Origin of the sequence: Novosphingobium sp. ES2-1, assembly GCF_015169775.1 — a bacterium.
GTDB lineage: Bacteria > Pseudomonadota > Alphaproteobacteria > Sphingomonadales > Sphingomonadaceae > Novosphingobium > Novosphingobium subterraneum.
Genome location: NZ_CP063445.1, coordinates 1,471,337 through 1,486,068 on the forward strand (window position 1 = coordinate 1,471,337; position 14,732 = coordinate 1,486,068).

Genomic DNA, 14,732 nt, shown 5'->3' on the forward strand with positions numbered 1-14,732 from the left:
CCTTCGCAGGCCGCCCTTTTTTGCTTCTGGAGCGATTGCCGTGGTCAGTTGACCGGAGCGAATGATCCGCTGGGTTCGTCCAGCACATGCAGCACGCCGTCTGAAATCGCGAAGAATGCACCGCGAAGCTTGAGCTCGCCGCTCGCCTCCTTGCGGCGAACGCACGGGAATGTGCGCAGGTTGGCAAGGCTGGCACGAACGCCGGCCTGCTCCATCGCCCGCTCGGCTTCATGTCCTTCGGTCCCGAAGTGCGAGACGACGTCCTCTCGTGCATCGTCGAGCAGTGAAATCCAGTCAGCCACAAAGCCGCCTTCACCCGGCTCAGTGCCCTTGAGGCTCTGTGTCAGGGCCGCCTTGCAGCCGCCGCACATGCCGTGGCCCATGACCACGACTTCCTTGACCTTCAGCACCTGTACCGCGAATTCCAGCGCCGCCGAAACGCCGTGATGGCCGGGATTGGTTTCGAACGGAGGCACCATAGCCGCCACGTTGCGGACCACGAAGATTTCGCCCGGATCGACATCGAAGATCTGTGCCGGATCGACCCGGCTATCGGAGCAGGCAATGATCATCACCTGCGGTTCCTGACCCTCGCGCAGTTCGCGCCAGCGCTCAAGCTTCGGGGTCCAGCCGCTTTCGCGGAAGCGGCGATAGCCTGCAATGAGGCGGTCGAGTTCGGGAGATGCCTGGGTCATGGCCTGAGCTAATGACCACATAGATTGGGTCTTTCAAGTGCTGGCGTAACGGCTTATCTGGGCGCCATGACCGAACCGGCCCAGAATCTCCGCCCCGAACGCCAGCGCAAGCCCGACTGGATCCGCGTCAAGGCTCCGACCAGCAAGGGCTATGGCGAGACTCGCGCCCTCATGCGCGAACTCGGGCTGAACACCGTGTGCGAGGAAGCGGCCTGCCCGAACATCGGCGAATGCTGGACCAAGAAGCACGCCACGGTGATGATTCTCGGCGAGGTCTGCACCCGCGCCTGTGCGTTCTGCAACGTGAAGACCGGGATGCCGCGCGCTGTCGATCCGATGGAGCCGATGAACGTGGCGACGGCTGCGGCGAAGATGGGGCTTGAGCACATCGTCATCACCTCGGTCGACCGGGACGACCTGCCCGACGGCGGTGCCGGCCACTTCGTCAAGGTGATCAAGGCTCTGCGCGAGCTCACACCCAACACCACGATCGAGATCCTGACGCCCGATTTCCGCAACAAGATGGAAGCGGCCGTCGAATCGATCGTCGAGGCGGGGCCGGACGTCTACAATCACAATCTCGAGACGGTCCCCCGCCTCTATCCGACGATCCGTCCAGGCGCGCGCTATTATGCGTCATTGCGTCTGCTCGAGCAGGTCAAGCGCCACGATCCGCGCATCTTCACCAAGTCGGGCATCATGCTGGGCCTTGGTGAAGAGCGCCTCGAGGTTCACCAGGTCATGGACGACATGCGTTCAGCGCAGATCGACTTCCTGACCATGGGACAATATCTGCAGCCGACGCCGAAGCACGCCAAGGTGATCGATTTTGTTACGCCGAAGGCATTCGAGGCGTATGGCTCGATCGCGCGCGCCAAGGGCTTCCTGCAGGTTGCGGCGAGCCCGCTGACCCGTTCCAGCTATCACGCAGGCGACGATTTCCGCGCGATGCGCGCCGCGCGCGATGCCCAGTTGGCCAAGGCTGCTGCCAAGGTTGGAATGTAGGCCTGACTTGCCCAGGATTACCGAAACCCGGACGCTGCAATGGTCGGCCGAACAGATGTTCGACCTTGTTGCCGACGTACGTCGCTATGCGGAGTTCCTGCCGTGGGTGGTCGCCACCCGGATCAAGTCCGATAGCGAAAGCGAGATGATCGCCGACATGCTCGTAGGCTTCAGCGCACTGCGCGAGAAGTTCACCTCGCGCGTGGTCAAGGACCGACCGCGGTCGATCAAGGTCGAGTACATTGACGGCCCGCTCAAGCGGCTCGAGAACGACTGGACGTTCCGGGAAGGGCCCGACGGGGGGTGCGTGATCGACTTCTGCGTCGATTTCACGTTCCGCAGCGCGATCTTCGAAAAGCTCGCTGGGCAGTATCTCGACGCGGCGTTCCGCAAGATGGTCGCCGCGTTCGAGAAGAGGGCCGAGCAGCTTTACGGCAGCAAGAGTTCCAGCGCGGTGAGCGTCGCCTGAAAGCGCACTTCGGCGCGCGTGCTGGCGCTGTCGAACAGTTTGAGCTCCGCGTTGGTTGCTTCGGGGTCCTCGCCGCGCTTGGCGCAGGCAAAGACGACGGTGCCGACCGGCTTCTGTTCCGAACCACCATCCGGCCCGGCCACGCCCGTGATGGCCACGGCGACATCGGCCCCGGACTTCTTGAGCGCCCCTTGCGCCATCGACCACGCGACGGCGATCGAAACTGCACCGAAGGTATCGATGAGATCTTCCGAGACGCCGAGAAGCTGGTTCTTGGCCTCGTTCGAATAGGTCACGAAGCCGCGATCGAGCACGGCGGAGCTGCCGGGGACTTCGGTAAGGGCCGCAGCGACAAGCCCGCCGGTGCAGCTTTCGGCTACCGCGACCTTGCGACCGAGAGCGGCATTCTCGGCAATCACGCGACGTGCAAGATCGCCAATTTCTTCAGGAAGCAGGCTTTCTATCGGCATTGATCAGGCCGCCGGCTTGCAGATCGGGAACGACGAGGCTTTGCCGGGCTTCGGCTTGTCCGCCATGACCAGGATGAAGGTCACCAGCTCTGCCGTGTTTTCCGGCGGAAGGGGCGAGAGAATGCGCACGCCGCGTTCGATAGCAGTGCACTGATCGGGCTTGATCTCGCCGCTGACCATTTCGCTGACCATCGCCTCGACGAAGGGCTGGACGGCATTGTCGGGCAGGTTCTGCATCATGTCCGCCATCTTGGCGTCCTTCGAACCGCCAAGCTTGAGGAATGCGGATTTGGCGAGCGGCCAGTTCTGATCCTTGCGCGCGGCATAGCGGTTCAGGAATTCGCTGCCGCGGGTGGCGAAGTAACCATTTGCGGCAAGGTGCGGCTTGCAGCCCTTCATCGTGCCGTCGATGACCGAGGGCAGGGCGTAGCCGACCAGCGCGGTCACTTCGCTTTCACTGAGACAAGGCGCCGTTGCTGTTGCGGCCTGCGCCATCTGGGCCTGCATGAGCGCTGCACCCGCAAGCGCGCCGAAAAGAATACGGGAAGAGACCATAACGTCTTTGCTCCTGCGGATCAGCGGGGGACGACCGTCGCCACCGCTTGTGCCGCGATACCTTCGCCCCGGCCGGTGAGGCCGAGGCGTTCCGTAGTCGTCGCCTTGACTGAGACGGCACTTGAGTCAATCCCGAGAATCCGGGCAAGCGCCTCACGCATCGAGAACTTGTGCGGCCCGATCTTCGGGGCCTCGCAGATAATGGTAACATCCACATTGCCGATCTCGTACCCGCCATCCCGGACCAGATGTGCAGCGTGCGCGAGGAAGCGGTTGGACGATGCGCCTTTCCACTGCGGGTCGGATGGCGGGAAGTGATCGCCGATATCGCCCATGGCCACGGCGCCCAGCAGCGCATCGACCAGTGCATGGATTGCAACGTCGGCGTCCGAATGGCCGGACAGCCCCTTGCTGTGCGCGATCTTCACGCCACAGAGCCAAAGCTCCTCGCCCTCGACCAGGCGATGCACGTCAAAGCCCATGCCGGTGCGGGGCAATCGGGTCATGTCCTGTTCCTCGAAGTCGGCGGCGAATGTGATCTTGCGCAGAACTTCGTCGCCATTGGCAAGCAGCACATTAATGCCGGCTGAGGCGGCAACCTGTGCATCGTCGCCCGCGTCGGGTTCGCCGGTCCACGCCTGGTGCGCGGCGAGGATTGCGGCGTAGTCGAAGGCCTGCGGGGTCTGGACGCGGTAGAGTTCCTCGCGAATGACCTTTTGCGCCATCGCGTGGTCGATACCGCGGATCATGCTGTCGACCACGGGGAGGACCGGGATCGCGGCGAGGCCACGGTCGAGAGTGCCTAGAAGTGAAGCGATCACGGCCTGTGGCAGCGCTGGGCGTGCCGCGTCGTGGATCAGCACGCGCGCGGGCGCGTCGTGCTGCAGTGTTTCCAGGGCGAGGCGGACGGATTCCTGCCGCGTGGCACCGCCGTGCGTGAACCTGATGCCGGGGAGGCCCGAAAGCGCATGCGCCGCCTCGGCCTCAAACCCCTGTGGTATGGCGACGACGATCGGGGCGATGCCCGCTTCCACCAGGGCTTCGACCGAATGGCGGACGAGAGGCTTTCCGCGCCATGCGACGAACTGCTTGGGCACGCTGCCGCCGGTGCGCGAGCCCTTGCCCGCGGCCACGACGACGGCGGCAACCGGCCCGGTGCGGGAGGGAAGGGGATCGCTCATTCGCGGCGCCTCTACCAGCGCTTGGGGCGGATGAGCAACCGTCTTGCCGTTTCACCTGTAATCGACTAAGCGCCTGCCTGTTTTTTAGGCAGATTTGATCCCGATGTCCGACGCTCCCGTCCCGCCCGTGCTCAAGCCCATCAAGGTCGGCCCTGTAACGGTCGATTGCCCGGTCGTGCTCGCACCGATGACCGGGGTTTCGGACCTGCCGTTCCGCACGATCGTGCGCCGCTTCGGCTCGGGTCTCAACGTGACCGAGATGATCGCCAGCCCGGCTGCCATCCGCGAGACGCGCCAGTCGATCCAGAAGGCAGCCTGGCATCCGATGGAAGAGCCGGTTTCGATGCAGCTGGTCGGCTGTGACCCGGCGCAGATGGCCGAAGCGGCGAAGCTGGTCGAGCAGCAGGGCGCGGCGATCATCGACATCAACATGGGCTGCCCGGTGCGCAAGGTGGTGAACGGCGATGCCGGTTCCGCACTCATGCGTGACATCCCTCTCGCCACACGCCTGATCGAGGCGACGGTCAAGGCGGTGAAGGTGCCGGTGACCGTGAAGATGCGCATGGGTTGGTGCCATGACAGCCTCAACGCGCCCGAACTCGCGCGGATTGCCGAAGACATCGGTGCGAAGATGATCACGGTCCACGGCCGCACCCGCAACCAGATGTACAAGGGCAATGCCGACTGGGGTTTCGTGCGCAGCGTGAAGGACGCGGTGTCGATCCCGGTCATCGTCAATGGCGATATCTGCGGGATCGAGGACGTTGCCGCCGCGATCGAACAGAGCGGTGCCGATGGCGTGATGATCGGGCGCGGGTCCTATGGGCGGCCTTGGCTGCTCGGCCAGGTCATGCACTGGCTGGAGACGGGCGAGCGCTTGGCCGATCCAACTCTCCCCGAACAGTATGCGCTGATCGTCGAACACTACGAGGCGATGCAGGAGCACTACGGGACGGTCACCGGGGTCAACATGGCCCGCAAGCACATCGGGTGGTACACCAAGGGCCTCCACGGTTCGGCCGATTTCCGCAACAAGGTCAACTTCATCGACGACCCCAAGGCGGTGCTCGCCAACCTGGCCGACTTCTACAAGCGCGCGATCGAGCACAGCCTTTCGGCACAGGTGGGGCAGCGCGCGGCGGCATGAGCTTGCTGCCCGACTGGCGCAGGACCGAGCCCGGGCAGAAGCCCGATCCCAAGCGCGTCGTCGCCAGCCTGCCGCTCGCCCTGTTGCAGCTCGATCCGGAGCTGGTGGTGGCTTCGGTCAACCCCGCCGCCGAGCAACTGATGGGCCAGAGCTACCGGCGCCTGGTCGGCAAGTCCGTGGCGGAACTGTTCGAATTCGAGGAACCGCTGATCCTCGGGCGTCTGGCAGATGGCGAGGCGAATCTGTTTGCACGCGGCGTGGGCGTGCGGATCATGGGGCAGCCGGTGCGCACGTTCGACGTGATGACGAGCCCGGTGACCCATTGTCCGGGCTGGCAATTGCTGATGCTGCACGAAGGCGTCGGCGTCGAGGCGCTGACCGGCGACGGGCGAGGCGCGGGCGGCGGCGAGGGCGTGGCCCTGCGTGCGCCGGAAGTGCTGGCGCACGAGATCAAGAACCCGCTTGCCGGCATCCGCGGCGCGGCGCAGCTGCTCGACCGCAAGCTGAGCGAACGCGACCGGGCAATGACCGGGCTGATCACGGCCGAGGTCGACCGGATTGCCAAGCTGATCGACCAGATGCAGTCGCTGTCGCGGCGCAGTGCCGAGCCGGCGCAGGAGTGCAACCTGCATGAGGCCGTTCGGCGCGCCGAGGCGGTGCTGGTGGCCGGGCACCCTTCGAACGTGGTGATCGAGGAGGAGTTCGACCCATCGCTTCCCCCGGTGACAGCCAATGCGGATTCGCTGGTGCAGGTCCTGCTCAACCTGTTGAGCAACGCGCGGGAAGCCTGCCAGCACCAGCTGCAGCCGCGAATTTCGGTGCGTACGCGCTTTGCCAGCGGCATCCAGCTGCATGTCGGGCCGGGCGGAAAGCCGTTGCGCCTGCCGATCGAGCTGCGCGTGTCAGACAATGGCCCGGGCATCGACCCCAAGCTGCGCGATCACATCTTCGAACCGTTCGTGACCGGCAAAAAGAGCGGGCAGGGCCTTGGCCTTGCGCTGGTCCAGAAGCTGGTGCGTGAAATGAACGGGCGCATCACGCATGACCGGGACGAGGCCAACGGCCTCACCCATTTCCGTATTCACCTCCCCGTTGCCGGATCGGTGCCCTGATGACCAAGCGCGTTCTTCTGGTCGAGGACGACGCCTCGATCGCCCTCGTCATCACTGCTGCCCTTGAAGCCGAAGGCTTCGACGTCGATCACTGCGATTCGGTCGCTGGGCGTGACCGGCATCTTGCGGGCGCTGACTATCGCCTGTTGCTGACCGACGTGATGCTGACCGACGGCGACGGGATCGAAACGCTGGGATCGGTGCGCGATGCACATCCCTCCATGCCGATCATTATCCTTTCAGCGCAGAACACGCTGGATACGGCGGTGCGCGCCAGCGAGACCGGAGCGTTCGAATACTTCCCCAAGCCCTTCGACCTTGAGGAACTGGTCCGCACGGTCACGCAGGCCATCGGCAAGGCCGAAGCCGCCGAGATCGACGTGCCGCAGGACGTCACGCAGGGCCTTCCGCTGGTTGGCCGTAGCGCCGCAATGCAGGCGGTCTACCGCATGATAACGCGGGTCTTGCGCAACGATCTGACCGTGCTGATCCTGGGCGAATCCGGGACGGGCAAGGAGCTTGTGGCTGAAGCGATCCACCAGCTCGGCAACCGCCGGTCCGGGCCCTTCGTGGCCGTCAATACCGCTGCCATCCCCGCCGAGCTGATCGAGAGCGAGCTGTTCGGCCACGAGAAAGGTGCATTCACGGGCGCAGTTGCCCGCTCGATCGGCAAGTTCGAACAGGCGAGCGGTGGCACATTGTTCCTCGATGAAATCGGCGACATGCCCATGCAGGCCCAGACGCGCCTGCTGCGCGCCTTGCAGTCTGGACGGATCCGTCGCGTTGGCGGGCGTGACGAGATCACACTGGATTGCCGGATCGTCGCCGCCACCAATCGCGATCTCCTGCCGATGATTGCCGCAGGGACGTTCCGCGAAGACCTTTACTATCGCCTGGCCGTGGTGCCGATCGAGCTGCCACCGTTGCGAGACCGGGCAGACGACATCGAGGCTCTCGCCCGTCATTTTCTGGCGAATGCCGCAGCCGAAGGCCTGCCTCGCCGCCAGTTGACCCAGTCCGGCGCCGAGCTGCTGTCGCGCCAGCCGTGGCGGGGCAACGTGCGCGAACTGCGCAACTTCATCTATCGGCTCGCCCTGCTGGCACGCGACGAGATCATCGACGCCACTGCGATCGAACCCTTGCTTGTTCACGCTGAAGGCAGCTCTCCGGCTCAGGAACTGCAGCACACGACCGAATCTGCTCAAAGCGACATCGCCGTGGCTGTAAAGCATTGGCTTTCGAGCAACAGTCCGGCACCGGGATACGTCTATGACGCAGCGCTCGCCGCATTCGAACGCCCACTGTTTGCAGCGATCCTCAGCCAGACCGGTGGCAACCAGCTGCGCGCTGCCCAGATCCTCGGCATAAATCGCAATACGTTGCGGAAGCGGCTGTCCGAGCTTGGCATTATTGCGGAGGACTTCGCCCTGCGCGACTGATGGTTGCGACACTTGTCGTCCACCGCCAGACACTCGTCGGTTTCCTCTTGCATTTTTGCAACAGTGGTGTTGTGACCATGCAACGATGATGCAGGAGTCTAGAGTCACGGTCCGCAGGATGCCGCGATGGGTGCGGCGAATGGCCGTCGGCCTGCGCCGCGCAAACGTGTTCTTCCTGCTCGAAGTGGCGGCCTCTACGGTCCTTGCGTTGATGCTGGCAGTCAGCTGGCTGACGGTCACCGGCAGCGGCAGCGAAGGCCAGATCCTGCCTTCGCGCCTCACGTCGAGTCTTCTGATCGGAACGCTTGTCCCGGCCATGGCCCTCCAGATACTGTGGGGCCGGAGACTGGCAATCAGACGCGCCGCGCAAAGCGTGCTTGGATCGAGCGGGCGCCTCCACGTCCGCCTGGTCTGGTTGTTCTCGCTGATCGCAGCAATTCCGACGCTTCTGGTCGTGATCTTCGCCTCTTTCCTGTTCCAGTCCGGCGTCGAATTCTGGTTCTCTGACAATTCCCGCGGAATGCTGGAGAATGCAAACAAGCTCGCGCGGGGCTATTACGAGGACAAGCTGCGCGACGTCGGCAACGAAACGGTCACCATGGCTGGTGACATTCGCGATTACCTCGACCAGGCGCCGATCACCTCAACCGAATTTGCCGAAGGGTACTCCTTCCAGGTTCTCAGTCGCCAGCTCAACGAGTCCGCCATCCTCGAACGCGCGGGCGACGGCACGCTTCGCACTGCCGCCATAGTCGACCCCGAAAAGACCGACCGCCAGCAGCGCGTGACGCAGGCGGATCTGAAACGTCTCGATGCCGGCGAAGCCGTGGTCGTCCGCGCATCGGCCGAACGGATCGAGGCGGTAACGCCCATCGACAAGGCCCGAGGCATCTATCTCTTTGCCGCGCGGACGTCGAACGCACTTGCGCTCCAGCAGTGGGAGCGAGCGCAGACCGTGCTCAAGTCCTACGACATGCTGACGACGCGGGCGAGGGCACTGCAGTTGCGCTTCAACCTCGCCCTGTTCGGTGTCAGCCTCGCACTGGTAGGGGTAGCAGTATGGGCAGCTCTGCGCTTTGCCGACAGGCAGGTGGCACCGCTTGCCGAACTGGTTTCCGCAGCCCGAACCATCGGTAGCGGAAATTTCTCGATGCGCGTGGCGCAGAGCAGCGGGACCGATGAGGTCGGGCTGCTGGCGCGTGCCTTCAATCGCATGACCCAGCAGCTCGAAGGCCAGACGCAAGCTCTCGTTACCGCCAATGCGCAGCTCGAGGTGCGACGCGCGTTCATCGAGGCCGTTCTGGAATCGATCACGGCGGGCATCGTGTCGATCGGGCGCGATGGCGCGGTTCAGTTGATCAACTCCTCTGCACAGCGCGTGCTTCTTGCGGACGCGGCCCAGAACCCGATCGGCCGTCCCCTCGCGGAAGTTTCGCCGGTTTTCGCGCAGCTCGTGAACTCGGGTCAGCCCAACAACGTGATCCAGTATCCGCTCGATGGTGACCTGCGCACGCTGGCGGTGCGCGTCGTCCAGGACAGCAACGGTCACGTCATCACCTTTGAGGACATTACCCGGCAACTGCTCGATCAGCGTCGCGCGGCTTGGTCGGACGTGGCCCGCCGCATCGCCCACGAGATCAAGAACCCGCTGACACCGATCCAGCTGGCCACCGAACGTCTGCGCCGCCGTTATGGCCGCCAGATCGAGAATGATCCCGAATTGTTTGAGGAATTGACCAGCACCATAATCAGGCAGGTCGGCGATCTGAGGAAGATGGTGGACGAATTTTCCTCGTTCGCCCGGCTGCCCAAGCCTGTCTTCCGGGCCGAGGACGCCAGCGACCTCGTCAGGCAATCCCTGTTCCTGCAGGAAGTGGCGCATACCGGGATCGATTTCAGCTTCGCCTGCGATGCCGCGTCGATGCCGTTGCAGTGCGATCGCCATCAGTTCGGTCAGGTGATGACCAATGTTCTGAAAAATGCCGTCGAAGCCATTGAAACGCGGGCAAAGAGCGAGGACGTCGATTACCGTGGGCGCGTGGCGGTGACCCTGGCCGGCGACCACGACACGGTGACCGTCAGCGTCACCGACAATGGCATCGGGCTTCCAGCGGAGCGCGAGCGCATTCTCGAACCGTACATGACCACCCGGGAGAAGGGCACCGGCCTGGGCCTCGCCATCGTTCACAAGATCGTCGAGGAGCACGGCGGCGAAATGGCCTTCACCCCCGAGCCGGGCGGAGGGACACGCGTGACCATGCGCTTTGCCCGCGACCCGCTTTCCACATCAAGCGCAATGGCCGAACAGGACTGACAGGACCCAAGCAATGGCACTCGATATCCTCATCGTAGACGACGAACGCGACATCCGCGAACTGGTCGCAGGCGTTCTCTCCGACGAAGGCTATGGCTGCAGGCTTGCGGCGGACAGCACCTCGGCACTTGCCGCGATCGACGAGCGTCGGCCCAGCCTTGTACTGCTGGACGTCTGGCTGCACGGCAGCCCGATGGATGGACTGGAAGTCCTCGACGAGATCAAGAAGCGCGAGCCAGAGCTGCCCGTCATCATCTTCTCAGGGCATGGCAACATTGACACAGCCGTTTCCGCGATCAGCCGCGGGGCCATGGATTTTCTCGAAAAGCCCTTCGAGGCCGAGCGTCTGTTGCTGCTGGTGGAACGGGCGACCGAGACCGAGCGCCTGCGCCGTGAGAACGCCCGCCTGCGCCAGGGTTTTGCCATGGCCGAGGAGTTCACCGGCAACAGTTCGGCGATCAACCAGGTGCGCGCGACACTCAAGCGCGTTGCCAACACCGGTAGCCGCCTGCTGATTACCGGCCCGGCCGGTTCCGGCAAGGAAGTTGCTGCGCGCCTGCTCCATTCCTGGAGCCCGCGGGCGCAGAGCCCGTTCATCACCGTCAATTCCGCCCGCATCACGCCCGAGCGCTTTGAACAGGAGCTGTTCGGAGAGGAAATCGACGGCAAGCTGGTGAGGGCGGGGCTGCTCGAGATGGCGGACGGGGGAACGCTCTTCCTAGACGAAGTGTCCGACATGCCCGCCTCCAGCCAGGCACGTATCCTGCGCGTGCTGACCGAGCAGTCCTTTGCAAGGGTCGGCGGCCACCGCCAGCTGCGGGTGGACGTCCGCGTAGTGTCGTCCTCGTCGCGCCCGCTGGAAAAGGAGATCGCCGAAAGGCGGTTCCGCGAAGACCTCTATTACCGGCTGAACGTGGTGCCGGTTGCCATTCCGTCGCTGATCGACCGGCGCGACGACATTCCGCCGTTGGTGGACCACTTCTTCGCCCGGTACGCCAGCGAACAGGGCGTAGCGCCGCCTGCAATCTCGCCCGAGGCGATGGCGGCCCTGCAAAGCTATGACTGGCCCGGCAACGTGCGCCAGCTTCGCAACGTCGTCGAACGGACGGTGATTCTGGCACCGCGTGACCGGTTGGCGCGGATCGACTCGGACATGTTGCCGTCAGAGATCGTCAGCACTCCGATGGGCGGAGAGTCTGCAGGTTCTGCCCTGATGGGCGTGCCACTGCGCGAGGCGCGGGAGAATTTCGAACGCGAGTATCTGAAGGTCCAGATAAGGCGGTTTTCAGGAAATATTTCAAAGACTGCGAGCTTCATCGGCATGGAACGCTCGGCCCTGCACCGCAAGCTCAAGCTGTTGGGAATGGCGGAGCGTCGGGAGGATGAGGACGACGAATAATCGCGCGACAGATTGATTTCGCGCGTGTGAATACGCATTAATTCGGAACCCTGTGCAATTTCCCATGTTTACGGAACGCGCGGGGGGACATAAACTCGTCAATGAACCCGGCCAGAGTGCGATCAGCACGAAGGCCAGATCGCGAAGGCCCCGGCAGGGCTGAGCCAATAGAAAACGGAGTCACGTGAAATGACCGGAAAGACCTTGTCTGCCCGCCCTCGGCCCAAGCCCGAACCCGCTCCAGTCGCGGAAGCTTCGGCACCGGTAACCGGCCCGAGCGGAGGTAAGGGGCAGAACCTTCAGGACCTTTTCCTCAACCACCTGCGCAAGAACAAGATCCCTGTCACGATGTTCCTCGTGAAGGGTGTCAAGCTGCAGGGCATCGTCACGTGGTTCGACAACTTCTCGATCCTGCTGCGCCGCGATGGCCAGTCGCAGCTGGTCTACAAGCATGCGATCTCGACGATCATGCCCGGGCAGCAGCTTTCGGTTGCGCACTTCCAGACGGGTGGTGAGGAAAACGGCAAGAAGGCCCGCTTGCTGCAGGAAGTGTTCCTGTCCAGCGTGCGCGATTCCGGCGTGCAGGTGACGATGTTCCTCGTGAACGGTGTCATGCTGCAGGGCAAGGTCGCGTCCTATGATCTCTTTTGCATGCTGCTCGAGCGCGAGGGTTACGTACAGCTCGCCTACAAGCATGCCGTTTCGACAATTCAGCCTGCCGGTCATGTTGATCTCACCGGCGACTGGGATGGTGAGGATTCCTGAGTACTTTTGAATTTGGCAACAACACCGGCGAAATAGCCGGTGAAGTCACCCGTGGCGCGCGCGCCGTTGTCGTCCTCCCCGATATCAAGCAACGGGGAGGGGGGCTTGGCTCGGATGCGGAAAGCCGCCTCGAAGAAGGGCAGGGCCTCGCCCGCGCCATCGGCATCGAAGTGGTCGATGCCTTCATTCTGCCGATCCGCGCCGTCCGCCCCGCCACCCTGTTCGGTGAGGGGCAGGTGGAACGCATCGGCGTGGCCTGCAACCAGTCAGACGCCGAACTGGTCATCGTCGACGGCTCGCTGTCGGCAATCCAGCAGCGTAACCTTGAGGAAAAACTCAAGCGCAAGGTCATCGACCGGACCGGCCTGATCCTCGAGATCTTCGGCGAGCGTGCGGCAACTGCCGAGGGGCGGCTGCAGGTCGAACTGGCGCATCTCGATTATCAGGCCGGGCGACTGGTGCGATCATGGACACACCTTGAGCGTCAGCGCGGTGGCTTCGGCTTCCTTGGTGGCCCGGGCGAGACCCAGATCGAGGCGGACCGTCGCCAGATCCGCGGACGCATGGCGCGGCTCCGCAAGGAACTGGAACAGGTCCGGCGCACGCGCGGTCTCCACCGCGAACGGCGGCAGCGAGCGCCTTGGCCGGTGATTGCTCTGGTGGGCTACACCAATGCCGGCAAGTCCACGCTGTTCAACCGCCTGACAGGCGCTGACGTCATGGCGGAAGATCTCCTGTTCGCCACGCTTGATCCGACGATGCGGGCAATCCGGCTGCCGGGCGTCGAGAAGGCCATCCTGTCGGACACCGTGGGCTTCATCTCCGAGCTGCCGACGCAACTGGTCGCGGCCTTCCGCGCCACGCTCGAGGAAGTCACGGCGGCGGACGTGATCGTGCACGTGCGCGACGTTTCCAATCCCGCGACGGCGGATCAGAAGGCTGAAGTCGAACAGATCCTTGCCGACCTTGATGTGATCGGGGAAGGGGGCTCGAAGATCCCGATTGTCGAGGCGTGGAACAAGTGGGACCTGCTGACTGCCGAAGAGCAGGCGATGCGCCGGGACCTCATTGCCGCGCGCATTGCCGAAAGTCCGGTGGTGCCGATCTCGGCCTGGACCGGCGCGGGTGTCGATGCGCTGCTCGAGCAGCTGGGCCAGATGCTCACCGGCGGGGCGCAGATGCTGGAGTTTACGATTCCTTTGTCAGACGGTCAGCGCATTGCCTGGCTGCACGCCCACGGCGATATCCTGGAGGAAGCCGAGGCGGAAACTGCGGGTGGCGATCCGGCGCTGCGCATCAAGGTGCGGTTGACCCAGCGTGAGCTAGGCCGTTTCACCGCGCTCTGACGCTTTCACTGCCTGCCAAAGCTCTTCCTGCTGGTCGAGGGTCAGCTGCGCAAAGCGGCCCTCGGCCAGTTGCTCCATGCCCCTGAAGCGCCGCTCGAACTTGGCGTTAGCCTGGCGCAGCGCTTCTTCCGGCGCGACGCCGTGCTTGCGCACAAGGTTGACCGCCGCAAAAAGCAGGTCACCGGCTTCCGCAACGCGCTCAGAGTCTGAGGAAGCTTCTGCAAGCTCTTGTATCTCTTCATAAACCTTGGCAGCTGCGCCGGATGGGTCGGGCCAATCGAAGCCTTGCCTGACAGCGCGCTTCTGGAGCTTTTCGGCCCGCATCAGCGCCGGAAGCGCCAGCGCTACGCCGTCCATGGCACTGGTCGCCCCCTTTGACCTGCGTTCAGCGGCCTTGGCGCTCTCCCAGCGGTCCTCACGCGACTGGCCTTCGTCAGGCTCGTTGCCAAACACATGAGGATGGCGTGCTTCCATTTTCGCGGAAATGGCTTCCGCCACGTCCTCGAACGAGAACAGACCGAGTTCTTCGGCCATGCGTGCATGGAACACGACCTGAAGCAACAGGTCGCCAAGTTCTTCCTTCAGCGCGGCCATGTCGTTGCGGGCGATGGCATCATCGACTTCGTAAGCTTCCTCGATAGTGTACGGCGCGATCGTTGCGAAAGTCTGCGCGCAATCCCATTCGCAACCGCGCGCCGGATCTCGCAAGCGGGCCATGATGGCTAGGAGCCGCGATAGATTGGGCGTGGAAGCTGCGCTCATGGTATTTTCCCGGTTCGGTTGACCGGAGTTAGGGTGTCGATCCAACCGGCCAAATCAGATTTGATAATAATGA

General features: G+C 63.7%; 14 protein-coding genes. 9 read left to right on the top strand and 5 right to left on the bottom strand.

Going from position 1 to position 14,732, the window contains the following annotated elements; all coding sequences use genetic code 11:
* Positions 1 to 44: 44 nt before the first annotated feature.
* Entirely contained in the window at positions 45 to 695 is a 651-nt protein-coding gene (locus IM701_RS07000; protein ID WP_193828193.1) for a carbonic anhydrase, read from the bottom strand.
* A 66-nt stretch (positions 696 to 761) separates the two neighbouring features.
* On the opposite strand from IM701_RS07000, the gene lipA reads away from it, so the two are divergent.
* Positions 762 to 1,700 carry a lipoyl synthase gene (gene lipA, locus IM701_RS07005; RefSeq protein WP_039331029.1) on the top strand — a complete coding sequence of 313 codons (939 nt, stop codon included), beginning with the start codon at positions 762 to 764 and terminating at the stop codon, positions 1,698 to 1,700.
* Positions 1,701 to 1,707: 7 nt separating this feature from the next.
* Positions 1,708 to 2,169 (top strand): type II toxin-antitoxin system RatA family toxin, encoded by a 462-nt coding sequence (locus IM701_RS07010; protein ID WP_062348447.1) that lies wholly within the window; start codon positions 1,708 to 1,710, stop codon positions 2,167 to 2,169.
* Here the strand turns inward: IM701_RS07010 and IM701_RS07015 are convergent.
* Genes IM701_RS07015 through IM701_RS07025 form a run of 3 tightly spaced genes read right to left on the bottom strand, consistent with a single transcriptional unit; the run spans position 2,130 to position 4,375 of the window.
* Entirely contained in the window at positions 2,130 to 2,639 is a 510-nt protein-coding gene (locus IM701_RS07015; protein ID WP_193828194.1) for a CinA family protein, read from the bottom strand. The two genes, IM701_RS07010 and IM701_RS07015, sit on opposite strands and share 40 nt — an antisense overlap.
* A 3-nt stretch (positions 2,640 to 2,642) precedes the next feature.
* Positions 2,643 to 3,194 (bottom strand): hypothetical protein, encoded by a 552-nt coding sequence (locus tag IM701_RS07020; protein WP_156135680.1) that lies wholly within the window; start codon positions 3,192 to 3,194, stop codon positions 2,643 to 2,645.
* A 20-nt stretch (positions 3,195 to 3,214) separates the two neighbouring features.
* Positions 3,215 to 4,375: a bifunctional 2-C-methyl-D-erythritol 4-phosphate cytidylyltransferase/2-C-methyl-D-erythritol 2,4-cyclodiphosphate synthase gene (locus tag IM701_RS07025; protein WP_193828195.1), complete on the bottom strand. Its 1,161-nt coding sequence runs from the start codon at positions 4,373 to 4,375 to the stop codon at positions 3,215 to 3,217.
* Positions 4,376 to 4,478: 103 nt separating this feature from the next.
* Between IM701_RS07025 and dusB the strand changes: the two genes are divergently transcribed.
* The 7 genes from dusB (at position 4,479) to hflX (ending at position 13,897) form a co-directional block, all read left to right on the top strand.
* Positions 4,479 to 5,522 (top strand): tRNA dihydrouridine synthase DusB, encoded by a 1,044-nt coding sequence (dusB, locus tag IM701_RS07030; RefSeq protein ID WP_193828196.1) that lies wholly within the window; start codon positions 4,479 to 4,481, stop codon positions 5,520 to 5,522.
* Positions 5,519 to 6,634, top strand: a complete 1,116-nt coding sequence (locus tag IM701_RS07035) for a nitrogen regulation protein NR(II) (protein WP_039331021.1) — start codon at positions 5,519 to 5,521, stop codon at positions 6,632 to 6,634. The genes dusB and IM701_RS07035 overlap by 4 nt, the downstream gene beginning before the upstream one ends.
* On the top strand, positions 6,634 to 8,073 hold the full coding sequence (locus tag IM701_RS07040; protein WP_193828197.1) for a sigma-54 dependent transcriptional regulator: 1,440 nt from the start codon (positions 6,634 to 6,636) through the stop codon (positions 8,071 to 8,073). The genes IM701_RS07035 and IM701_RS07040 overlap by 1 nt, the downstream gene beginning before the upstream one ends.
* A gap of 139 nt (positions 8,074 to 8,212) precedes the next feature.
* Positions 8,213 to 10,387 (top strand): ATP-binding protein, encoded by a 2,175-nt coding sequence (locus IM701_RS07045; protein ID WP_062348434.1) that lies wholly within the window; start codon positions 8,213 to 8,215, stop codon positions 10,385 to 10,387.
* 13 nt (positions 10,388 to 10,400) lie between these two features.
* Positions 10,401 to 11,786 carry a sigma-54 dependent transcriptional regulator gene (locus IM701_RS07050; protein ID WP_062348433.1) on the top strand — a complete coding sequence of 462 codons (1,386 nt, stop codon included), beginning with the start codon at positions 10,401 to 10,403 and terminating at the stop codon, positions 11,784 to 11,786.
* Between the two features lie 189 nt (positions 11,787 to 11,975).
* Complete coding sequence (gene hfq / locus IM701_RS07055; RefSeq protein ID WP_082013224.1) at positions 11,976 to 12,551, top strand: RNA chaperone Hfq; 576 nt, start codon at positions 11,976 to 11,978, stop codon at positions 12,549 to 12,551.
* Positions 12,548 to 13,897 (top strand): GTPase HflX, encoded by a 1,350-nt coding sequence (gene hflX, locus IM701_RS07060; RefSeq protein ID WP_193828372.1) that lies wholly within the window; start codon positions 12,548 to 12,550, stop codon positions 13,895 to 13,897. Before hfq ends, hflX begins: the two co-directional genes overlap by 4 nt.
* Here hflX and mazG read toward each other — a convergent pair.
* Entirely contained in the window at positions 13,874 to 14,659 is a 786-nt protein-coding gene (gene mazG / locus IM701_RS07065) for a nucleoside triphosphate pyrophosphohydrolase (protein WP_193828198.1), read from the bottom strand. The two genes, hflX and mazG, sit on opposite strands and share 24 nt — an antisense overlap.
* Positions 14,660 to 14,732 lie beyond the last annotated feature (73 nt).